General features: G+C 67.9%; 21 protein-coding genes. 11 read left to right on the plus strand and 10 right to left on the minus strand.

The features are described from left to right. Positions 1–13 precede the first annotated feature (13 nt). Together recN and F1599_RS00940 are read right to left on the minus strand one after the other, a co-directional pair. The gene (gene recN / locus F1599_RS00935) at positions 14–1,735 is read right to left on the minus strand and encodes a DNA repair protein RecN (RefSeq protein WP_150081788.1); all 1,722 of its coding nucleotides are present in this window, start codon (positions 1,733–1,735) and stop codon (positions 14–16) included. A 62-nt stretch (positions 1,736–1,797) separates the two neighbouring features. Then, a complete protein-coding gene (locus tag F1599_RS00940; RefSeq protein ID WP_149319330.1) occupies positions 1,798–2,715 on the minus strand; it encodes an NAD kinase in 918 nt (305 codons plus the stop codon). Between the two features lie 102 nt (positions 2,716–2,817). Between F1599_RS00940 and hrcA the strand changes: the two genes are divergently transcribed. The 3 genes from hrcA to F1599_RS00955 all read left to right on the plus strand — a co-directional run bounded on the left by hrcA (position 2,818) and on the right by F1599_RS00955 (position 5,427). Next, a complete protein-coding gene (gene hrcA, locus F1599_RS00945; protein WP_149319329.1) occupies positions 2,818–3,855 on the plus strand; it encodes a heat-inducible transcriptional repressor HrcA in 1,038 nt (345 codons plus the stop codon). A 64-nt stretch (positions 3,856–3,919) separates the two neighbouring features. Next, positions 3,920–5,035 (plus strand): ferrochelatase, encoded by a 1,116-nt coding sequence (gene hemH / locus F1599_RS00950; RefSeq protein WP_023263767.1) that lies wholly within the window; start codon positions 3,920–3,922, stop codon positions 5,033–5,035. Further along, entirely contained in the window at positions 5,032–5,427 is a 396-nt protein-coding gene (locus tag F1599_RS00955) for an RNA-binding S4 domain-containing protein (protein ID WP_150081790.1), read from the plus strand. Before hemH ends, F1599_RS00955 begins: the two co-directional genes overlap by 4 nt. A gap of 36 nt (positions 5,428–5,463) precedes the next feature. On the opposite strand, the gene F1599_RS00960 is transcribed toward F1599_RS00955, so the two are convergent. Then, positions 5,464–5,649, minus strand: coding sequence for a hypothetical protein (locus F1599_RS00960; RefSeq protein ID WP_149319327.1), 186 nt, complete (start codon positions 5,647–5,649; stop codon positions 5,464–5,466). A 262-nt stretch (positions 5,650–5,911) separates the two neighbouring features. Here F1599_RS00960 and grpE point away from each other — a divergent pair, with 262 nt between their 5' ends. Both grpE and F1599_RS00970 read left to right on the plus strand, forming a co-directional pair. Beyond that, positions 5,912–6,502 carry a nucleotide exchange factor GrpE gene (gene grpE / locus F1599_RS00965; RefSeq protein ID WP_149319326.1) on the plus strand — a complete coding sequence of 197 codons (591 nt, stop codon included), beginning with the start codon at positions 5,912–5,914 and terminating at the stop codon, positions 6,500–6,502. Between the two features lie 89 nt (positions 6,503–6,591). Then, positions 6,592–7,008 carry a thioredoxin family protein gene (locus F1599_RS00970; RefSeq protein WP_149319325.1) on the plus strand — a complete coding sequence of 139 codons (417 nt, stop codon included), beginning with the start codon at positions 6,592–6,594 and terminating at the stop codon, positions 7,006–7,008. A gap of 121 nt (positions 7,009–7,129) precedes the next feature. On the opposite strand, the gene F1599_RS00975 is transcribed toward F1599_RS00970, so the two are convergent. Together F1599_RS00975 and F1599_RS00980 are read right to left on the minus strand one after the other, a co-directional pair. Then, positions 7,130–8,449 (minus strand): phospholipase A, encoded by a 1,320-nt coding sequence (locus tag F1599_RS00975; RefSeq protein WP_150081920.1) that lies wholly within the window; start codon positions 8,447–8,449, stop codon positions 7,130–7,132. Positions 8,450–8,588: 139 nt separating this feature from the next. Continuing rightward, a complete protein-coding gene (locus F1599_RS00980; protein ID WP_149319324.1) occupies positions 8,589–9,020 on the minus strand; it encodes a DUF1841 family protein in 432 nt (143 codons plus the stop codon). 250 nt (positions 9,021–9,270) lie between these two features. Here F1599_RS00980 and F1599_RS00985 point away from each other — a divergent pair, with 250 nt between their 5' ends. Next, on the plus strand, positions 9,271–10,203 hold the full coding sequence (locus F1599_RS00985) for a DMT family transporter (protein ID WP_149319323.1): 933 nt from the start codon (positions 9,271–9,273) through the stop codon (positions 10,201–10,203). Between the two features lie 84 nt (positions 10,204–10,287). Beyond that, positions 10,288–10,875 carry a malonic semialdehyde reductase gene (locus tag F1599_RS00990; protein WP_150081793.1) on the plus strand — a complete coding sequence of 196 codons (588 nt, stop codon included), beginning with the start codon at positions 10,288–10,290 and terminating at the stop codon, positions 10,873–10,875. 104 nt (positions 10,876–10,979) lie between these two features. On the opposite strand, the gene nth is transcribed toward F1599_RS00990, so the two are convergent. Genes nth through F1599_RS01005 form a run of 3 tightly spaced genes read right to left on the minus strand, consistent with a single transcriptional unit; the run spans position 10,980 to position 12,705 of the window. After that, positions 10,980–11,624 (minus strand): endonuclease III, encoded by a 645-nt coding sequence (gene nth / locus F1599_RS00995; RefSeq protein ID WP_149319321.1) that lies wholly within the window; start codon positions 11,622–11,624, stop codon positions 10,980–10,982. After that, positions 11,621–12,433 carry an electron transport complex subunit RsxB gene (gene rsxB / locus F1599_RS01000; RefSeq protein WP_150081923.1) on the minus strand — a complete coding sequence of 271 codons (813 nt, stop codon included), beginning with the start codon at positions 12,431–12,433 and terminating at the stop codon, positions 11,621–11,623. Before rsxB ends, nth begins: the two co-directional genes overlap by 4 nt. Before the next feature lie 47 nt (positions 12,434–12,480). After that, positions 12,481–12,705 carry a hypothetical protein gene (locus F1599_RS01005; RefSeq protein WP_149319320.1) on the minus strand — a complete coding sequence of 75 codons (225 nt, stop codon included), beginning with the start codon at positions 12,703–12,705 and terminating at the stop codon, positions 12,481–12,483. Here F1599_RS01005 and F1599_RS01010 point away from each other — a divergent pair. Then, positions 12,689–13,324, plus strand: a complete 636-nt coding sequence (locus F1599_RS01010; RefSeq protein WP_149319319.1) for a TetR family transcriptional regulator — start codon at positions 12,689–12,691, stop codon at positions 13,322–13,324. The genes F1599_RS01005 and F1599_RS01010 overlap by 17 nt on opposite strands. A gap of 157 nt (positions 13,325–13,481) precedes the next feature. On the opposite strand, the gene F1599_RS01015 is transcribed toward F1599_RS01010, so the two are convergent. Then, positions 13,482–14,723 (minus strand): polyhydroxyalkanoate depolymerase, encoded by a 1,242-nt coding sequence (locus tag F1599_RS01015; RefSeq protein WP_149319318.1) that lies wholly within the window; start codon positions 14,721–14,723, stop codon positions 13,482–13,484. Positions 14,724–15,096: 373 nt separating this feature from the next. After that, on the minus strand, positions 15,097–16,293 hold the full coding sequence (locus tag F1599_RS01020) for an amino acid aminotransferase (RefSeq protein ID WP_149319317.1): 1,197 nt from the start codon (positions 16,291–16,293) through the stop codon (positions 15,097–15,099). Positions 16,294–16,446: 153 nt separating this feature from the next. Here F1599_RS01020 and uvrB point away from each other — a divergent pair, with 153 nt between their 5' ends. The 3 genes from uvrB (at position 16,447) to F1599_RS01035 (ending at position 21,417) form a co-directional block, all read left to right on the plus strand. Further along, a complete protein-coding gene (uvrB, locus tag F1599_RS01025) occupies positions 16,447–18,543 on the plus strand; it encodes an excinuclease ABC subunit UvrB (RefSeq protein ID WP_149319316.1) in 2,097 nt (698 codons plus the stop codon). A gap of 11 nt (positions 18,544–18,554) precedes the next feature. Further along, positions 18,555–19,031: a low molecular weight protein-tyrosine-phosphatase gene (locus F1599_RS01030; RefSeq protein WP_149319315.1), complete on the plus strand. Its 477-nt coding sequence runs from the start codon at positions 18,555–18,557 to the stop codon at positions 19,029–19,031. A gap of 88 nt (positions 19,032–19,119) precedes the next feature. After that, positions 19,120–21,417, plus strand: a complete 2,298-nt coding sequence (locus F1599_RS01035; protein ID WP_150081796.1) for a site-specific recombinase — start codon at positions 19,120–19,122, stop codon at positions 21,415–21,417. Positions 21,418–21,485 lie beyond the last annotated feature (68 nt).

The following is a 21,485-nucleotide window of genomic DNA, read 5'->3' on the forward strand; positions in this document are numbered from 1 at the left end:
CGCCGCGACCGGCTCAGCTCGCCGCCCGGCGTGCGCGCCGGCCCTCCCTGGCCGCCGCCGGCACGCCGCGCGCGCCCTGCGCCAGCATCTCCTCGGCGTGTTGCAGCGTGGTGGCGGTCACCGTCGCGCCGCCCAGCATGCGCGCGGTCTCGACCACGCGGCCGGCGGCGTCGAGCACGCGGATCTGCGAGCGCGTCACGGCCTCGCCGCCATCGCCGACGGTCTCCTTGCTGACCAGCAGGTGCGTGCCGGCCTGCGCGGCGACCTGGGGCAGGTGGGTCACGCACAGGACCTGGCGCGCGCTACCAAGCTCCTGCAGCCGGCGGCCGACCACCTCGGCGACCGCGCCGCCGATGCCGGTATCGACCTCGTCGAAGATCAGCGTCGGCGTCGGCGCGGCCTCGCTGGTGATCACCGAGATCGCCAGACTGATCCGCGCCAGTTCCCCGCCCGACGCGACCTTGGCCAGCGGCCGGGCGCTCACGCCCGCATGGCCGGCCACCAGGAACTCGACCTGTTCGAGCCCGTGGCTGGCGCCTTCCTGGAGCGGGTGCAGCGCCACGGTGAAGCTGCCGCCGGCCATCGACAGGCCCTGCATCGCCTCGGTGACCGCCGCCGACAGCCGCTCGGCGGCCTCGCGGCGGCTGTCGCTCAGATGGCGCGCGATGGTCAGGTAGGCGGCGCGGGCCGCCGCCTCGCGCGCGGTGATCTTGTTCAGGTCCTGCGCGGCCTGCAGGTCGTCGAGCTGCTGGCGGCGCGCCAGCAGTTCCTCGGGCAACTGTTCGGGCGGCACGCGGAACTTGCGCGCGGCGGTGTGCAAGGCCTGCATCCGCTCCTCGACCACCTGCAGCCGCTCGGGATCGAGCTCGAGCCGGTCGACGTAGCGGGTCAGCGAGTGGGCCGCTTCCTCGGCCTGCACCTCGGCCGCTTCGAGCGCGGTCACCACATCGGCGAGCGCGGGGTCGACCTCGGCCAGCTGGCGCAGCCGGTGCGCCATCGCATTGAGCGCCGACAGCACCGCGCCGTCGGCCTCCGACAGCGCATCGAGCGCGGCGCGGCCGCCCTCGAGCAGATTGGCCGCATGCGACAGGCGCTTGTGCTCGCCCTGGATCGCTTCCCATTCGCCGGCCTGCGGCGCCAGCTTGTCGAGCTCGCCGACCTGCCACTCGAGCCGCTCGCGTTCGAGCTGCATCTCGCGCGACTGCTGTTCGACGGCCTCGCGCTGGCGCACGCAGGCCCGCCATGTGCGCCAGGCCTCGGCCACCGCGGCGGCTTGCGCGGTCAGGCCCGCGTGCGCGTCGAGCAGCAGCCGCTGCGCGTCCGGCCGCAGCAGCAGCTGGTGGGCGTGCTGTCCGTGGATGTCGACCAGCTGGTCGCCGACCTCGCGCAGCTGCGCGAGCGTGGCGGCGTTGCCGTTGATGAAGGCCTTGCTGCGGCCGTTGGCATCGACGACCCGGCGCAGCAGCACGTTGCCGTCGTCCTCGGCCAGCGCCTGCTCGTTGAGCCAGGCGTCCAGCGCGGGGTGCGTGGAGAAGGTGGCGCTGACGCTGGCGCGCGCCGCGCCCTCGCGCACCACGCCGGCATCGGCGCGCTCGCCGAGCACCAGCGCGAGCGCATCGATCAGGATCGACTTGCCGGCACCGGTCTCGCCGGTGAACACGGTAAAGCCGGCGGTGAAGTCGAGGTCGAGCGTGTCGACGATGACGAAATCGCGGATGGACAGGCTGCGCAGCATCTTGGGAGACGGAAGGCGGCGGTGACTTGGGAGGGATCGGGACCGGCGGGGTGCGCTGGCGCTCAGAGCCGGTTGTCTTCGGTCGGGTACTCGTGCCAGTGCAGCTTCTTGCGCAGCGTGGCGTAGTAGTTGTAGCCGACCGGGTGAAGCAGGTTGATGGTCCTGGCCGAGCGGCGCACGACGATGCGGTCGCCGGGCAGCAGCGAGGTCAGCGACTGCATGTCGAAGTTGACGCTGGCATCGCGGGCGGTGGCGACCTCGATCGACACCTCGGCGTCGTGCGGCAGCACGATCGGCCGGTTCGACAGCGCATGCGGGGCGATCGGCACCAGCACCAGTCCGGACAGCGTCGGATGCAGGATCGGGCCGCCGGCCGACAGCGCATAGGCGGTCGAGCCGGTCGGCGTCGACACGATCAGGCCGTCCGAACGCTGGTTGTACATGAAGTAGCCGTCCACCGAGACCGCCAGCTCGACCATGCCGGAGATGCCCGAGCGATTGACCACCACGTCGTTCAGGGCCAGCGCGGAGAAGATCACGCCCTCGTCGCGGATCACGCGCGATTCGAGCAGCATGCGGTTCTCGGGCTCGTAGTGGCCGCTGAGCATGGCCGGCAGCACCGATTGCACATCCTCCAGCGGGATGTCCGTCATGAAGCCGAGGCGGCCGTGGTTGACGCCGATCAGCGGCACCGAGAAGCCGGCCAGCTGGCGCGCGATGCCGAGCAGCGTGCCGTCGCCGCCGAGCACCACGGCGACGTCGGCCTGCCGGCCGATCTCTTCGGCGGACAGCGCGGGGTAGTCGGTCAGGCCGGTCGCCAGCGCCGTCTCGCGTTCGAACACCACGTCCTGGCCGTTGCGCAGGATGCAGGCCGCCAGTTCCTCGAGCGGGCCCTCGATGCCCGCGGTCGAATACCTGCCGACCAGGGCGACCGTGCGAAAGGGCGCGTGCGCGGCGCCGGACTTGGGGTGTGCAGACATGCCCGGATTAGACCATACCGCCATGACCATTGTCAGCACGGGGCGGGGGGCGAGTGCCAGCGCGAGCCCCGGCGCGCAAAACTTGCGTAAAATCGGGACACCATGGACGAACGAGCGAAAACCCTTCTCAAGACCCTGATCGAGCGCTACATCGCCGAAGGGCAGCCGGTCGGCTCGCGTACGCTGTCGAAGTACTCGGGACTGGACCTGTCGCCGGCGACCATCCGCAACGTGATGTCGGACCTGGAGGAGATGGGCTTCATTGCCAGCCCGCACACGTCGGCGGGGCGCATTCCGACCCCGCGCGGCTACCGGTTGTTCGTCGACACCATGCTGACGGCCCAGCCGCTCGACAGCCAGTTCGACCGCACCAAGCTGGCCGGGCTGATCCAGGGCGAACTCGGCGCGCAGGAACAGAGCCCGCAGCGGATGATCACCACCGCCGCGCGCACGCTGTCGAACCTGTCGCAGTTCGCCGGCGTGGTGATGACCCCGCGCCGCGCGCAGGCGTTCCGGCAGATCGAATTCATGCGGCTGTCCGACAAGCGCATCCTGCTGATCATCGTGACGCCCGAAGGGGACGTGCAGAACCGCATCATCCAGACCGAGCTGCCCTACAGCGCGTCGCAGCTGGTCGAGGCGGCCAATTTCATCAACACGCATTACGCCGGCATGCGCTTCGACACGGTGCGGGAGCGGCTGCGCGACGAACTGAAGGCGCTGCGCATCGACATGTCCGAACTGATGCAGGCCGCGGTCGAGGCCGGCAGCAGTGCGATGGCCGACGAGGACGACCAGGTCTATATCTCGGGCGAACGCAAGCTGCTCGAGGTCGAGGACCTGGCCTCGAGCATGGACAAGCTGCGCCGGCTGTTCGACGTGTTCGAGCACAAGACCAGCCTGCTGCAGCTGCTCGATGTGTCCAGCCATGCCGAGGGCGTGCAGATCTTCATCGGCGGCGAGAGCCGGCTGGTGCCGCTCGAGGACATGGCGGTGATCACCGCGCCGTACGAGGTCGACGGCCAGATCGTCGGCACGCTGGGCGTGATCGGCCCGACGCGGATGGCCTATGACCGGGTGATCCCGATCGTCGATATCACCGCGCGGCTGCTGTCGAGCGCGCTGAGCAGCCAGAACTGATGGCGGCCAGGGCGGGCCGCCACGCGCAGGGCGGCCTTCGCGCCCCAGCGATACCGGAATCCCTATGACCTTTACCGCAGAACCGGCCTATCGGCATGGGCAGGCGCCCCGCACGGCGATCCTGCTGATCAATCTGGGCACGCCCGACGAGCCGACCCCGAAGGCGGTCGGCCGCTATCTGAAGCAGTTCCTGTCCGATCCGCGCGTGGTGGAGATTCCGCGCGCGGCCTGGCTGCCGGTGCTGTACGGGCTGATCCTGCCGCTGCGCTCGCGCGCGTCGGCGCTCAAGTACGAATCGATCTGGCTGCGCGAGGCGCACCGGACCGGCTCGCCGCTGCTGGTCCACACCGAACGGCAGGCGCATGCGCTGCAGCAGTTGCTGGCGCAGCAGGGACACGACGTGACGGTGGCCTGCGCGATGCGCTACGGCAACCCGTCGATCCCATCCGTGATGGAGGCGCTGCGGCGCCAGGGCTGCGAGCGCATCCTGGCGCTGCCCATGTACCCGCAGTATTCCGGCACCACCACCGCGACCGCCTTCGACGAGCTGTTCCGCGTGCTCGGCGAATGGCGCAACCAGCCCGAGCTTCGGCTGGTCAAGCATTTCCACGATCATCCGGCCTACCTGGGCGCGCTGCACCAGCAGGTCGGCGCCTATTGGGCCCAGCACGGCGCGCCCGATTTCGCGCGCGGCGACCGCCTGATCCTGTCCTTTCATGGCGTGCCGCGGCGCACGCTGGAATTGGGCGATCCGTATCACTGCGAATGCCTGAAGACCGGCCGCATGCTGGGCGAGGCGCTGGGTCTGCAGCCCGGCCAGTACCAGGTCACGTTCCAGTCGCGCTTCGGCAAGGCCGAGTGGCTGCAGCCCTATACCGCGCCGACGCTGACCGAGCTTGGCAAGGTCGGCACCGCGCGGGTCGACGTGTTCTGCCCCGGCTTTCCGGCCGACTGCATCGAGACGCTGGAAGAGATCGCGATGGAAGGGCAGTCCGAATTCAAGGTCGCCGGCGGCAAGGAGTTCCACTTCATTCCGTGCCTGAATGACGCGCCGTTCTGGATCACCGCGCTGTCGGAGATTGCGCTGCAGCATATGCAGGGCTGGCCCCTGCGGCTGCCGCACGCGCACGAACTGGAGGCCAGGCGCTCGCTGGCGCAGGCAAGGGGGGCGGCGGCATGAATCCGTCATACGAGGACGATGCGCGCCAGCGCATCGACAAGTGGCTGTGGTGCGCGCGCTTCTTCAAGACCCGCTCGCTGGCGGCGGAGGCCGTCGAGCGGGGCCGGGTGGAGGTCAACGGCCAGCCATGCAAGAATTCGCGGGAGGTCAAGCCGGGCGACAGGATACGCATCGACGCCCATCAGCAGCGCTGGGAGCTGGTGGTCAAGGGCGTCGCCCCGGCCCGCGGGCCGGCCTCCGTCGCCCAGACGCTCTACGAGGAAACCGAGGAAAGCCGGACGCGGCGCGCCGCCGAGGCCGAACGGCGGCGTCTGCATGTCGAGCCGGCGTCGCAATTGCAGGGGCGCCCGACGAAGCGGGACCGCCGCCGCATCGAGGAGCTGAAAGGGTGAGCCGAAGCGACACGGCCCGCGCGGGCGGGCCGTGTGTCAGCGGGAATACTGGATGATGTATTGGCGCAGCGCCGGATCGGCGCCGCCTGCCACGCTGTCGCGCGGGGTCAGTCCGTCGGAGAGCCAGATGAAGACGGTCAGGGCCGCCAGCGAAAGAAGTACCAGCAGGGTGAAGAGCGAAAACTTCGGCGTTTTGTTCGACGGCTTCGGCAGCTTGCGCATGGCCTTACCCCGGCAGGAAAGACTTCAATATGGGACGGCACCCCGGCAGTTTTGTCGTTTTTTTGGATTTATCTTAGAAGCTGCACTGCAGCAAAGCAATTTCACTCCCCGCAGCACTGGTTTAAGTTTGTAAGCTGATGTTTCCTGCAGATGTCCATCCGCTCTTGAAATATCGGCTTGGCGCCACCAGTTGCCAGCTGAATTCCGATTGACCCCAGGCGGACCGCCGGTGCGGCCGCAACTTGTTCTGAAACGGATCGACATGGAAGACCAGAAGCAAACGCCATCCAACACGCCGCCGACCTCGCCCGCCGACCAGGCCGCCGAAGCGCAAGCCGCGCAACCGGCAACGCCGAACCAGACGACCGAGCCCGCCGCAGCCGCGGATGACGTGGCCACCCAGCTCGCCGCACAGCTGGCCGAGCAGGAAGCCAAGGCACGCGAGAACTACGATCTGTATCTGCGTGCCGTCGCCGAGGCCGAAAACATCCGACGCCGGGCGCAGGAAGACGTGGCAAAGGCCCACAAGTTCGCCATCGAGAGCTTCGCCGAGCATCTGCTGCCGGTGATGGACAGCCTGCAGGCTGCGCTGGCCGATGGGTCTGGCGATATCGCCAAGCTGCGCGAGGGGGTCGAACTGACCGCCAAGCAGCTGGCCAGCGCCTTCGAGAAGGGCCGCATGGTCGAACTGAATCCGGTCGGCGAGAAGTTCGACCCGCATCGGCACCAGGCGATTTCGATGGTGCCTTCGGAGCAGGAACCGAATACGGTGGTGGCCGTGCTGCAACGCGGCTATCTGATCGCGGACCGGGTCCTGCGGCCCGCATTGGTGACGGTGGCTGCGCCGAAGTAAGGGTCGGCGGGCAGACCGGCCTGCCTCCGATGCGCAGCCACGCCCGGCGCCGTTTCGGCACCGGGCGTTCTCGTTTGTGGAGAAATGCGATGCCTTACCCGTTCGGCGCAGCGCCGGCGCCCCATACGGATCACCGCGCGTTCGAGGCCTTCGGCATGCGCGCGGTCGATCATGACACCATCGACGACGCGCTCGCCGCCGCCGGCGACAAGCTGGTCTGCGTGTTCTTCTGGGGCGAGGACTGCTACAACTGCGAAATGGCCAAGAAGGCCATGCTGGCCAATCCGGACCCGCTGCGCCAGCTCGATCTGCACTGGCTGCATGCCGACGTCTACACCTATCCGGCGCTGGGACGGCGCTTCGGGCTGTACGGCATCCCGGTGTTCATGTTCTTCCACCGCGGCAAGAAGCTCGGCCGCGCCACCGGCTGGCATGGCATCGGGCAGTTCGCCGCGGCGGTTGCCAACGCGCGGCTGAAGGCCAGCGGCAAGCCGCTCGCCGGGTGACGGCCCGGTAGCTGCCGCCGCGGCTCGGCGGCCGCGCGCGCCTGGAGGCTCGACGGTCGCCTTTCCCGGCGGCTCGACGGTCGCGCGCCCGGCGGCTCGGCACGTACGGGGGCTCGGCCCCTCAGCGGTTCAGCGAGTAACCGATGCGGAACTGCCACGGCGTCTTGCGGTTGTAGTCGAGCAGGCTCTCGCCATAGCCGACGAAGTAGCCGGCCATCAGGTAGCCGGCCGTGCCCGGGATCAGCCTGCCCATCGGGTAGGTGAACTGCGCGTCCACGCTGCCGTACCACTGGCGGGTGCCCTTGCGCACCGTCGCCGCCAGCTCCCACGAATCGGGTTTGCCGTAGGCGACCCGCAGATCCATATAGCCGCGGTAGCGCGCGATATCGCTGTTGTCGCTCTTCTCCAGGTAGTAATAGAGCTTGGGCGTCACGGTCCAGTGCCAGTCGTTCGTCTCGCCGAAGTGGAAGGTCGGCTTCAGGAACAGCGTATTGATGCTGCGCGACTGGTCGCCGTCGCGGCCGTTCGATTCGTGTTCGAGGCCGGTCGCCATCGACAGCCGGCTGATCCAGCGATTGCGCACGCCGGTATCGGACAGGTAATAGAAGATGCTGGGCCGGTAGTTGGTGTCGTGGAACGGCTTCGATTCCTCCGACAGGTCCCACAGCGAGAACTGCGTGTAGCCGACGTACAGATTGTCGAGCCAGTAGCGCGAGTTCGGATCGCGGCCCTCGAAGATCCGGTACTTGAAGCTGAACTGGAACTTGGCATTGGCGCCGCCGTGCGCGCCGACGGCGAAGTACATCGGATCGTTGAAGGTCAGCCGGCTGCCGCCCGACAGGATCGGCTGGTCGTAGACCGGCTGGCCCGGTCCCTTCGGCTGGACCACCGTCTCGACCGGCGTCGCCGCGATATCCGCCTGCTGATCGTCGTGGTCGGCCGGCGCGGCCGCGGTCGCCGCCGCAGGCGTACCGGCGGACGGCGCCGCGGCGGTGGCCGGGGGCGCGATGCCCGACTGGTTCAGCGTCACCAGCACCGGCGCGGCGTCGAGGCCGACCGGATCGAGGCGGATCTGGCCGCGCAGCGTCGACGGGATCTCGCCCTGGTACTGAATGGTGCGATTTTCCCCGCGGCGCAGGCGCACCGTGGCCGGGCCCGGCGTGATCCGGCGCATCGTGATCCGCACCGGCGCCAGCATTTCCGGCGAGGCGACCACTTCCAGCGTATCGGGCACCAGATAGCTGCGGTTGGCGGTGTCCGCGGTCACCAGCAGCGTCAGCCGCAGCGGCTGCGCGCCGTCCAGCACGCGCGGCGGCTGCAGCAGCGCGATCGCGGCGTGGGCGGACGGCGCGCACAGGGCGGCGAGGGCGAGGGAAACGGCGGCGGCGGGCGCGAGCAGGCGCGGACGACGAGCCGCGGACGGGCTTCGGAGCATCGGCATCATGGGAAATATTGGAGGGGTGTGCCGGATATGACGCATGGCACGGCCCGGAATGGCAACGCGCCAAAGCCTAGCACGTGGCCGGCCGGACTAGCTGTGACGATTTGTACCGGCCGGTCGGCCGGCGGTCCGGCGGAAATCAGCCGCGCGCGCGGCGCTGGACGCAGGCGATGTAGTGCTCGCCGTCCGGCGGCAGCCCGCTGCGTTGCGATTGCCACAGCATCTCGCCGAGGCATTCCATCATCTGATGATGGGCCTCGTGCGGCGAATCAAGCCGGCGCGCCAGCTGTTCGAACGCCTGGCGGATGCCGCGCGGCTGGTCGACGGACACCTGCTCGGCGATCGACAGATGCATGGCCAGATGCAGGAAGGGGTTGGTCTGCCCGCGCTCGGGCGTGAATTCCTCGGCGATGGCCGCGTCGGCGTCGGCGAGCTGGTCGTGGTATTCGGGGTGGGCGCGGATCCAGTCGACGGCGATCGCCTCGAGCGGCGTCAGCACTTCGTTGGCGCCTTGCTTGCGCCAGGCTTCGCAAAAGAACCGGCGGACTTCTTCACGGGAGGGATTGAACATGATGGGGCGGATTGTAAACGACGGCCCGCGGGCTTGCCGGCGCTGCCCCGCGTTGGGTGCCACTGAGACTGTGCCGCAGGGGCCGCATGCCGACTAGAATGCGGGATCGTCCGGCGTGCCGTTCGACCCGGCGTTTTACCCGCGTTCGACTCGAGTTCGTCCTGCCTTCGACCCGTGATCGACCCGTGTCGGCCCCGTTCGACCTGAAGTTGGACCTTCCGTAGACCTCGCCATAGGGCCCGGCTCCTCCATGACCGCTACCCCCCGCCCGTCGACCCTGCTGCGGCACGCCGGCGACAAGCTGGCCGGCGTGCTGCTGATCGCGATCTCGGCCAGCGCCTTCGGCGCGATGGCGATCTTCGCCCGCTTCGCCTATGACGCCGGCGCCGACGTCTATGGCCTGCTGTCGGTGCGCTTCGTGCTGGCTGCGATCGCGCTGGCGGCGGTGATGCGCTGGCAGCGGATCGCGCTGCCGCCGTGGCCGCGCGTGCTGGCGCTGGCGGCGATGGGCGGCATCGGCTATGTCGGCCAGTCGTTCTGCTTCTTCAGCGCGCTGAACCATGCGCAGGCCAGCCTGGTGGCGCTGCTGCTCTATCTGTATCCGGTCTTCGTCACCGTGATGGCGGCGCTGTTCCTGAAGGAGAAGCTGACCGGCGCGGCCGTGACCGCGCTGGTGCTGTGCTCGGTCGGCGCGGGCCTGACGGTCGGCGGCGGGGAGGGCAGCGCGCTCGGCATCGGCCTGGGCCTGGCGTCGGCGCTGATCTATTCGGTCTACATCATCGTCGGCGCGCGGCTGACGCCCGGCGTGCACCCCGTGGCGACCACCACGGTGGTCTGCACGGCGGCTGCGGTCGTCTATGTCGGCGCCGCGCTGGCCCGGGCCGCGGCCGGCATGCCGCCGCAGTTTCCGGCCGATGCCGGCGGCTGGCTGGCATTGGCGGCGATCGCGCTGCTGTCGACGGTGCTGGCCATCCTGACCTTCTTCGCCGGCCTGCAGCGGCTCGGCGCGGCCCAGGCCTCGATGCTGTCCACGCTCGAACCGGTGGTCACGGTGCTGCTGGCCGCGCTGCTGCTGGGCGAGCAGATCGGCCTGACCCAGGCCGTCGGCGGCGGCCTGATCCTGGCCGGCGTGCTGTGGCTGACCCGCAAGGGCACGGCGCCCGCGCCTGTACAACAAAATTGAACGGCTTGCTGAAATCCTTGGCGTGGAACGGGTGGAACGCGTCGGTAGAATGCGCCCTTTCCCGTACTTCCCTGAGGAATCCGCATGAAATCGCTCGACCAGGCCGCCATCGCCCAACTGTTCACCGAGGCCCGTACGCATAGCGCCTGGCAGGACCGGCAGATCGACGACGCCGTGCTGCATCAGCTGTACGAGGCGATGAAGTTCGGCCCGACCGCGGCCAACAGCTCGCCGGCCCGCATCGTGTTCGTCAAGACCGCGGCGCAGAAGGCGAAGCTGGTCGAATGCGTGTCGCCGGGCAATGTCGACAAGACCCGCTCGGCCCCGGTGACGGCGATCGTCGCCTTCGATACCGCCTTCCACGAGCAGCTCCCCAGGCTGTTCCCGCACGCCGATGCCCGTTCCTGGTATGTCGGCCAGCCGGAGAAGATCGCCCGCGACGCGCTGGTCAACAGCTCGCTGCAAGGTGCCTATCTGATCCTGGCGGCGCGCGCGCTCGGCCTCGACTGCGGGCCGATGGGCGGCTTCGACCCCGCCAAGGTCAATGCGGCGTTCTTCCCCGACGGCAAATGGTCGGTCAACTTCCTGATCAACCTCGGCTATGGCGACGCCGACAAGCTGTTCCCGCGCAACCCGCGCCTGAGCTTCGACGAGGCCTGCCGGATCGTCTGATCGGGTGAAAGGATGACCGGTGACCGGACCGGTTGACCGGGTGACCGGGTGACCGGGTGACCGGTCGACGGATGATCAGGTCACCGCGCTGGCTGCTCGCGTGGTCACAGGCGCGGCGGCAGCGTCTTGTCCGGGTACTCGCACAGCGTCTCGATCGCGCAATGCCAGCATTCGGGCTTGCGCGCCTTGCAGACGTAGCGGCCGTGCAGGATCAGCCAGTGGTGCGCGTCGTGCAGGAACTCGTCGGGCACGACCTCCAGCAGCTTCATCTCGACGGCCTGCACGGTCTTGCCGGGCGCCAGTCCGGTGCGGTTGCTGACGCGGAAGATGTGCGTGTCGACCGCGACGGTCGGATGGCCGAAGGCGGTGTTCAGCACCACGTTGGCGGTCTTGCGGCCGACGCCCGGCAGCGCTTCCAGCGCCTCGCGATCGGCCGGCACCTTGCCGCCGTAGCGCTCCGCGAGGATCCGGCAGGTCTCCATCACGTGCTTCGCCTTGGTCTTGTACAGGCCGATGGTCTTGATGTATTCGATCAGCCCCGACTCGCCCAGGGCCAGGATCTTCTGCGGCGTGTTGGCGATCGCGAACAGCCTGCGGGTGGCCTTGTTGACGCCGACATCGGTGGCCTGCGCCGACAGCAGCACGGCGATCAGCAGTTCGAACGGCGAGCTGTACTCGAGTTCGGTGGTGGGCGACGGGTTGGTTTCTCTGAGCGTTTCAAACAGCGCGCGGCACTTGGCGGCGTTCATTGTGGTCGCTTGGTGTCGGAGGGGACGGGATGGTCGGAATGGCCGGAATCGCCGGAATGGTCGGAAGGCTCGGGCCCGGCGGCCGGCGCCGGCTCGGGGCGGTCAACCGGATCGGCCGGTGCGGCGTTGAGCGGCTGGGCGGCCTGCCGCTTCTGGCGCGCCCGTTCGATCGCCGCCTGGATGATGGCCTTCTTGCGCTCCTGCGCCTGGCGCTCGGCCTCGGACGACGCCGCTTCCTGGCGCAGCGCTTCGAGCTTGGCGGCGGCCTTGGCCGCCAGGCGCGCTTCGTTCTCCTCGCGCTCGCGCACCAGCCGCTGCTTGCGCGACAGGTAGCGGGCACGGGCGGCGTCGGCCTGCGGCTGCGACCAGGCGTCCCAGCCGGTGCGCTCGCCGGTGACCGGGATCATCGCGATGCAGTCGACCGGGCAGGGCGCCACGCACAGGTCGCAGCCGGTGCACCAGTCCGGCAGCACGGTGTGCATCTGCTTGGCGGCGCCGACGATCGCGTCGACCGGGCAGGCCTGAATGCACAGCGTGCAGCCGATGCACAGCGTCTCGTCGATCCGCGCGACCGCGCGCGGCTGTTCGGTGCCATGACTCGGATCGAGCGGCAACGGCGCGACACCGAGCTCGGCCGCCAGCCGCCGGATACCTTCGGCACCGCCGGGCGGGCAGCGATTGCAGTCGGCCTCCCCGCGCGCCATGGCCTCGGCATAAGGACGGCATCCCTGAAAGCCGCACTTGGTGCATTGCGTCTGGGGCAGCAGGGCTTCCAGGCGGTCGGCGCGGGCCGCCAGACCGACGTCCAGGGAAGCAGCGGCGGGGGAAGCGGAAGCGGTATCGGCGGCGGAAGCGGTCACGAAAGCAGGGGAACGATGCGGGGTAACACAAGGTGCAGCCGTACGGTGCGGCTGACGCGGCAAGGATTATCCCCGATTTCGCCGCGCCGCAGAAACCATGAAGATGCGCCCTTTGCCATGGCGCCGAAGCTGATCAACCCGGAGCGCCCGCGCCAGTGGCGCAGGTGCGCCATGCCATCATCCACAAAATCGAGCCGACCACGCATGTCGAACGCCACCAAGACGAAACGCGATCCCGAAGGAACCCGTCGTCGCATCATGGATGCGGCCACCGAGGAGTTCGCCAAGGGCGGCCTGGCCGGCGCACGCGTCGACCAGATTGCCCGCCGCGCCGAGACCAACGAGCGCATGCTGTATTACTACTACGGGAGCAAGGAGGGCCTGTTTCTCGCGGTGCTCGAACGCCAGTATGCGCAGTTCCGCGCCGCGGAGGAGCGCCTGCAGATCGGCGACGAGGACCCGGTCGCCGCGGTCCGCAAGCTGGCCCGTTTCGTCTGGGACTGGTACTACCAGCATCCCGAGTTCATCCGCCTGGTCAACAGCGAGAATCTGCACGAGGCGCGGCACCTGAAGAAATCCACGCAGCTGCACGACCTCGTCAATCCGGTGGTCGACGTGCTGGCCGAGATCGTTCGCCGCGGCCAGCGGCAGGGCGTGTTCCGCGACGGCGTCGATGTGCCGCAGCTCTATCTGACGATCTCGGCGCTCGGCTATTACGTGCTGTCGAACCGCTACACCATCAGCGCGGTGATCGGCCGCGACGTGGCCTCGCAGGACGAGCACGAGCGCTTCGCGCAGCTGCATACGGACATGCTGCTGGCGTATCTGGCGCGGCGCTAGGGGCCGGGAAAGGGCAAGGAAAACGGGACCGTTGCGGTCCCGTTTCTCATTGGCGATCGGCTGGTGAGCTGTTGACGATCTGTCTTCGCCTCGGTCGGCCGAGTCGGGCTCGGTCGGCTGGGTCGGGCTCGGTCGGCTCGGCCCGGCTCAGTTCGGCTCAGCGGTACTTGCGAATGAAATCGCGTAGTTCCGGATAGATCGTTTCGCGCCAGCGCCGGCCGGAGAAGATGCCGTAGTGCCCGCACCTGGGCGCGGTCAGATGTTGCTTGCGGGTCTTCGGAATGCCGGCGCACAGGTCGTGCGCGGCGGCGGTCTGGCCCGCGCCAGAGATGTCGTCGAGCTCGCCTTCGATCGTCATCAGCGCGGTGTGCTTGATGTCCTGCGGCCGCACCGGCTCGCCCTGGATTTCCCAGGTGCCGTTGGCCAGCCGGAACTCCTGGAAGACTTCGCGGATGGTGTCGAGGTAGTACTCGGCCGCCATGTCCAGCACGGCGTTGTATTCGTCGTAGAAGCGCACATGCGCCTCGGCATCGTCGGCATCGCCCTCGATCAGGCTGAGGTAGTAGTCGTAATGCGAGGACAGATGGCGGTCCGGGTTCATCGCGACGAAGCCGGCATGCTGCAGGAAGCCGGGATAGACGCGCCGGCCGTGGCCGGGATAGTTGGCCGGCACCGTGTAGATGACATTGTTCTCGAACCACTCGTACGACTTGTTGGTCGCCAGCGAATTGACCGCGGTCGGGCTTTTGCGCGCGTCGATCGGACCGCCCATCATCGTCATCGTCTTGGGCGTCTTCTCGCCGGCGGAGGCCATCAGCGAGATCGCGGCCAGCACCGGCACGGTCGGCTGGCAGACCGACACGACATGCAGGTCCTCGGCGCCGAGATGGCGGATGAATTCCTGGATGTAGCGGATGTAGTCGGCCAGGTGGAAGGGGCCGTCCTCGACCGGCACCATGCGCGCGTCGACCCAGTCGGTCACATAGACCTTGTGGTCCTGCAGCAGCGTGCGCACCGTGTCGCGCAGCAGCGTCGCGTGGTGGCCGGACAGCGGCGCGCAGACCAGCACCGACGGTTCGTCCTTCAGCAGCTTGATCGTGTCGGGATCGTCCGCGTAGCGCTTGAAACGGATCAGCTTGCAGAACGGCTTTTCCATGATCGTCTGTTCGACGATCGGAATATCGCGGCCGTTGGAGCGCACGGACTTGATGTCGAAGGCGGGCTTCTCGTATTCCTTGCCGAGCCGGTACAGCAGCTCGTAGCCCGCGGCCAGCCGGGTGGCCCCCGGCACCAGCGACAGCGGGCTCAGGGGGTTGGTAAACGTCTTGGCCGTCGCCTGGGCCCACGCGGTCAGCGGGTTCAGGATCGAGCGCTGAAATTCATGCAGTTGGTAAAGCATTGCCGCACACCTGCCTTTCGATATCGGGTTTTGCTGTGGCGGATTATGCGCTCAACTCGTTGGTTTTGCGAACGACCGTACGCACAATCTTGCAACGCAGCATATACCTAAAGGTATGCCGGCGTGAGTGGAACTCAATAGGACAATGGCTGTAATTCTGGCGCGGTGTTGGACTACACCGACAGGGTGGGCGATGTGGGTGCTGTGCGGCGCACAAAGCGCGCCGATAAGCGGGGAGGCGCAAGGGGCCGGAGGCGGGCGCCGCTGGAGCGGCCGGGCCGATTGGAACGGGTGGGAGAGTTTGAAACGGCCAGCAGAAAGCACGCGGGCCCATCGACGATGGGCCCGCTGGCGTCAGGAGTGGTCCCGAGGCTTACAGCACCGCGGCGATCGCGTCGACCACGGCGTCGATATTGCGGCTATTGAGTGCCGCCACGCAGATGCGGCCGGTGCCGACCGCATAGATCCCGTGTTCCGACTTCAGGCGCTCGACCTGTTCGGTGGTCAGGCCCGAGTACGAGAACATGCCGCGCTGCGCCTTGACGAAGGAGAAGTCGCGCGACACGCCCTTGGCGGCCAGCTTGTCGACCAGCGCGTGGCGCATCTGCTTGATGCGGTCGCGCATTTCGGCCAGTTCTTCCTCCCACATCGCGCGCAGTTCCGGGCTGTTCAGCACGGTCGCGACCACGGTGCCGCCATGCGTCGGCGGGTTCGAGTAGTTGGTGCGGATCACGCGCTTGACCTGCGACATCACGCGCTGCGCCTCTTCCTTGCCGGTCGTCACGATCGACAGCGCGCCGACGCGTTCGCCATACAGCGAGAAGCTCTTCGAGAACGAGCTCGAGACGAAGAAGGGCAGGCCCGACTCGGCGAACAGACGCACCGCGGCGCCGTCCTGGTCGATGCCGTCGGCGAAGCCCTGGTAGGCCATGTCGAGGAAGGGGATCAGGTTCCGTTCCTTGATCAGGCCGACCACCTGTTGCCATTGCTCGGCCGACAGGTCGACGCCGGTCGGATTGTGGCAGCAGGCGTGCAGCACGACGATCGTGTTGGCCGGATACGACTTCAGCGACTCCACCATGCCGGCGAAATTCAGGCCGTGGCTGGGGGCGTCGTAATAGGCATAGTTGACCACCTGGAAACCGGCAGCTTCGAACAGCGCGCGGTGGTTTTCCCAGCTCGGATCGCTGATCGCGACCTTGGCGTCCGGATACAGGCGCTTCAGGAAGTCGGCGCCGATCTTCAGCGCGCCGGTGCCGCCGAGTGCCTGAGCCGTCACCACACGGCCTTCCGTGATCAGCGGCGAGTTCTTGCCGAACAGCAGCGTCTGCACTGCCTGGTCGTAGGCCGCGATGCCCTCGATCGGCAGGTAGCCACGCGGGGTGGCCGTCGTCAGGCGTGCCTTCTCGGCTTCCTGCACCGCGCGCAGCAGCGGAATCTTCCCTTCGTCGGTGAAGTACACGCCCACGCCCAGATTGACCTTGTTGGCACGGGTGTCGGCGTTGAACGCTTCATTCAGGCCCAGGATGGGATCGCGCGGGGCCATCTCGACGGCAGAAAACAAACTCATTTGGGATTCTCGTGGTCAGCTATGTAACAAAACGGGAAGGCGTAGAATGCTCGGACTGCGCTGGGGGCGTGCGGTGGGTCCGCCTTGAAACGGACCGCGCAACCCCGAGATTCTAGCGTATCCGCCCGTATTCCAAAGGTTTTCTGCCTGTCTATGTCGAATCTCGCCGTGCCTCTCGCGGATGCCGCGCACACCCTGGACGAGGACAAATTCGTCAGCTTCCCCGGTTCGCCGTTTCAGCTGTATCAGCCCTATCCGCCGGCCGGCGACCAGCCCGAGGCGATCCGCCAGTTGGTCGAAGGCATCGAGGACGGCCTGTCCTACCAGACGCTGCTCGGCGTGACGGGCTCGGGCAAGACCTTCACGATGGCCAATGTGATCGCCCGGATGGGGCGGCCGGCCATCGTCTTTGCCCCAAACAAGACGCTGGCCGCCCAGCTCTACTCCGAATTCCGCGAGTTCTTTCCGCGCAACGCGGTCGAGTACTTCGTCAGCTACTACGACTACTACCAGCCGGAAGCCTACGTCCCGCAACGCGATCTGTTCATCGAGAAGGACTCGTCGATCAACGAGCATATCGAGCAGATGCGGCTGTCGGCGACCAAGAGCCTGCTGGAGCGGCGCGACACGATCATCGTGGCGACGGTGTCAGCGATCTATGGTATCGGCAACCCGAACGAATACCATCAGATGATTCTGACTCTGCGGGCCGGCGACCGCATCAGCCAGCGCGACGTGATCGGGCGGCTGATCGCGATGCAGTACACCCGCAACGACACCGATTTCCAGCGCGGCACCTTCCGCGTGCGCGGCGACACCGTCGACATCTTCCCGGCCGAACACGCCGAGGTGGCGGTGCGGGTCGAGCTGTTCGACGACGAGATCGAGTCGCTGCAGTACTTCGATCCGCTGACCGGCAAGGTGCGGCAGAAGATTCCGCGCTTCACGGTCTATCCGTCGAGCCACTACGTGACGCCGCGCGAGACGGTGCTGCGCGCCATCGAGGCGATCAAGGCGGAGCTGCGCGAGCGGCTCGATTTCTTCTACAAGGAAAACAAGCTGGTCGAGGCGCAGCGGCTGGAGCAGCGCACGCGCTTCGACCTCGAAATGCTGGCCGAGCTGGGCTTCTGCAAGGGCATCGAGAACTATTCGCGCCATCTGTCCGGCGCCCGTCCCGGCGACCCGCCGCCGACGCTGGTCGACTATCTGCCGCCCGACGCGCTGATGTTCCTGGACGAATCGCACGTGCTGATCGGCCAGCTCAACGCGATGTACAACGGCGACCGCTCGCGCAAGACCACGCTGGTCGAATACGGCTTCCGGCTGCCGTCCGCGATGGACAACCGGCCGCTGAAGTTCGAGGAGTTCGAGCGCAAGATGCGGCAGGCGATATTCGTCACCGCCACGCCGGCCGACTACGAGCGCGCCCATGCGGGCCAGGTAGTCGAGCAGGTGGTGCGGCCCACCGGCCTGGTCGATCCGATCATCACCGTGCGTCCCGCCGTCTCGCAGGTCGACGATCTGCTGTCGGAAATCCATTTGCGGATCCAGGCGGGCGAACGCGTGCTGGTGACCACGCTGACCAAGCGGATGGCCGAGCAGCTGACCGAATTCCTGTCCGAGAACGGCATCAAGGTCCGCTACCTGCATTCGGACATCGACACGGTGGAACGGGTCGAGATCATCCGCGACCTGCGCCTGGGCGCCTTCGACGTGCTGGTCGGCATCAACCTGCTGCGCGAGGGCCTGGATATCCCCGAGGTCTCGCTGGTGGCGATCCTCGATGCCGACAAGGAAGGCTTCCTGCGCGCCGAGCGCTCGCTGATCCAGACCATCGGCCGCGCCGCGCGCAACGTCAACGGCACCGCGATCCTGTACGCCGACCGCATCACCGATTCGATGCGCAAGGCCATCGACGAGACCGAGCGCCGCCGCAACAAGCAGATCGCCTTCAATACCGCCAACGGCATCACGCCGCGGGGCGTGGTCAAGCGGATCAAGGACATCATCGACGGCGTCTACGATCCGAACGAGGTCAAGGCCGAGCTGATGGCCGCCGAGGAGCGCGCCCGCTACGAGGACATGAGCGAGAAGCAGGTCGCCAAGGAAATCAAGCGCCTCGAGAAGAAGATGCTCGACCATGCCAAGAACCTGGAGTTCGAGCAAGCCGCGCAGGTCCGCGACCAGCTGAGCAAGCTCAAGCAGCAGGTGTTCGGCGCGGCGGGCGAGGGCGGGGCGCTGCCGGCGTGAGATTGGAAACGATGAAACGCTTTGCCATTCTGATGTGCTGCATGGGCAATATTTGCCGGTCGCCGACCGCGGAAGGCGTGCTGCGCGCCAAACTCGCCCAGGCCGGCCTGGCCGACGCCGTCGAGGTCGATTCGGCCGGCACCCACAGCTATCACCTGGGCCATGCGCCCGACCGCCGCGCGCAGCAGCATGCGCTGGCGCGCGGCTATGACCTCGCCGGGCAGCGGGCGCGGCTGGCCGCGGTCGAGGACTTCGCCCGCTTCGACCTGGTGCTGGCGATGGACCGCGACAATCTCGCGCGGCTGCAGGCCCTGTGCCCGCCCGAGCATCGCCACAAGGTCAAGCTGCTGATGCACTTCGCCACCCGGCACGATGCCGACGAGGTGCCCGATCCCTACTACGGCGAGGGCGACGGCTTCGAGCGCGTGCTCGATTACGTCGAGGACGCCTGCGAGGGCATCGTCGCAATGCTGCGCCAGCGACAATGACCGCGGGGGCCGCGCCGCGGCCCGTCTGCCTGCCTGATCACCGGCGTGCGTCCGACCCGATTCGCGCCAGTCTTTCCGTTCCTTCCCGATGTTCCGAACCCTGCTTCGCAAATGGCGCGAGTCGCGCAATGCCAGCCTGCAGCTGGACGCCATCCTGTCCGCGGCCAATCCCGACGGCGCGCTGGCCGAGCGCAACGGCTGGCTCATCGAATTGGGCTATTGGCTGCGCCGCGATGGCTGGCCGGCTACGGGCGCTGCCCCGGCCGCCGGGCCGACTTCGGGCGACGACGTCTGGCCCGAGCACGTCCGGCTGCGCTATCTGCTGCAGGTGCTCGAACGCAATCCTGACCTGGCCGCACGCTTTGCCGGTACGGTCCGCACGATCCTGCGGGACAACGATCCGACCGGGCTCTTCTGCGACACCGGCGTGGCCTCGCACCCGGGCTTCTGGGGCGAGATGATGGACCGCCTGCAGGCGCGCTTCCTGTCGCCGCCGCCGAACCGCGGCGACATGGCCGATCTGTTCGCGCTGCTGTTCGTCGGCGAGCGCGACGCCGACTGGGTGGCGGCGCTCGATGCGGAGCTGCTCGAACGGCTCGGCGCGCTGCTGATGTTTGCGCCGGACGAGGCCGCCGGCGAAGGCCCGGCTGACGGCCCGGGTGAAGAGGTGGATGAAGGGGCGGGTGAAGGGGCGGGTGAAGGGGCGGGTGAAGGCGCGGGTGAAGGCGCGGGTGAAGCGGCGGCTGAAGGCGCAGACGCAGTGGGGATTGCAGGCACAGGCGCAGGCGAAGGCCCGGTCGAAGGCACGCGCGATGGCCAAGCCGCCGCCGCACGCCAGACCCTGCCCGCCCGCTACTGGGACCATCTCGAGCGCACGCTGGCCAGCAGCATCCAGGTGCTGGCCAGCCAGGTGCGCGCCACCGGGCTCAGCCAGGCAATCCGCGCGCGGCTGCCGGGCCGGGTCGACGACACGCCGTTCTTCCGGCTCGGCCCCGCCGTGGCGGCGCTGTGCGAGGAAGGGCTGGTGCGCGACAGCGATGTCTTCCTGCACCGCCTGAACTACTGCCGTGCGCTGCTCGACGGCTGCCACGACGCCGCGCGCCATGTCTACGCGGATCTCGAGGAGAACGGCGTCTCCGTCGAAGTGGTGTTCCAGATCGAGCGGATGAAGGTGCGGCTGGCCCGTATCGACATGCTGCTCGCCGCCTGGGCCGATCCCGCGCGCCGGGGCAAGGTCGCCCAACTGGCCGGCGAACTGATCCGTTCGACGCAGGCGCGCCGCAGCGTCAAGCATCTGGCCGCGGAATCGTTCTCGCATCTGGCGCGCAAGGTGGTCGAGCGCTCGGCCGAGACCGGCGAGCACTACATCACGCGCGACCGCAAGGAGTACGGCGAACTGGTGCGGGCCGCGGCCGGCGGTGGGCTGATCACCGTGGCCACGGTCTATCTGAAGTTCCTGATCTATGGCCTGCACCTGGACAAGTTCATCGAGGGGCTGCTGGCCTCGCTGAACTATGCCGGCAGCTTCCTGGCGATCCATTTCGCGCATTTCACGCTGGCCACCAAGCAGCCGGCGATGACCGGTCCGGCCCTGGCGCATCGGCTCGATGCGGTGGGGCGGCCGGAGGGCAGGGAGGCCTTCGTCGACGATACCGTCGCGATGATCCGCTCGAACGCGGCGGCCATCGTGGGCAATCTGGCGGTGGTGTTTCCGGTGGCGCTGGCGATCCAGTGGCTGGCCGGCAAGCTGCTGTCGGTCAACCTGATCACCCCGGCCAAGGCGATCGCCACCATCGAATCGTTCTCGATCCTGGGTCCGACGCCGCTGTACGCGATCTTCACCGGCGTGCTGCTGTGGCTGTCGAGCCTGATTGCCGGCTGGGCCGACAACTGGTTCGCGCTGCACCGCGTGCACGATGTGCTCGCCTACCATCGCCGGCTGCGTTATGTGCTGGGCGAGCGGGGCGCCATGCGGCTGGCCGACTTCTGGAAGCGCAACCTGTCCGGCATCGCGGGCAATGTGTCGCTGGGCTTTCTGCTCGGGCTGGGGCCCGAGATCCTGAGCTTCTTCGGTCCGCATATGGAGGTGCGCCACGTGACGCTGTCAACGGGCTCGGTCGGCACCGCGATCGGCGTGCTGGGCCTCGATGCGCTGCGGATGCCGGCGCTGTGGCTGGCGGTGGCCGGCATCGCGCTGATGGGCCTGTTGAACGTCGCCGTCAGCTTCGCGCTGGCCTTTTACATGGCACTGCGCTCGCGCAATCTGCGCCGGGTGGACCGGCGTGCGCTTAGCGCCGCGGTGCGGGGGCGCATCCTGCGCCATCCGCTGTCGCTGATCGTGCCGCCGCGGCAGGCGCCGGCTGACGCGGAGGCAGGCCGAGCCTGACCGTCCCCGACTGCGGCAATGCCCTTGCCATCACCAGGGGATCTGCCGAAGAAGTGACATGGGGTAGT

Source organism: Cupriavidus cauae, assembly GCF_008632125.1.
In the GTDB taxonomy this organism is placed as follows: domain Bacteria; phylum Pseudomonadota; class Gammaproteobacteria; order Burkholderiales; family Burkholderiaceae; genus Cupriavidus; species Cupriavidus cauae.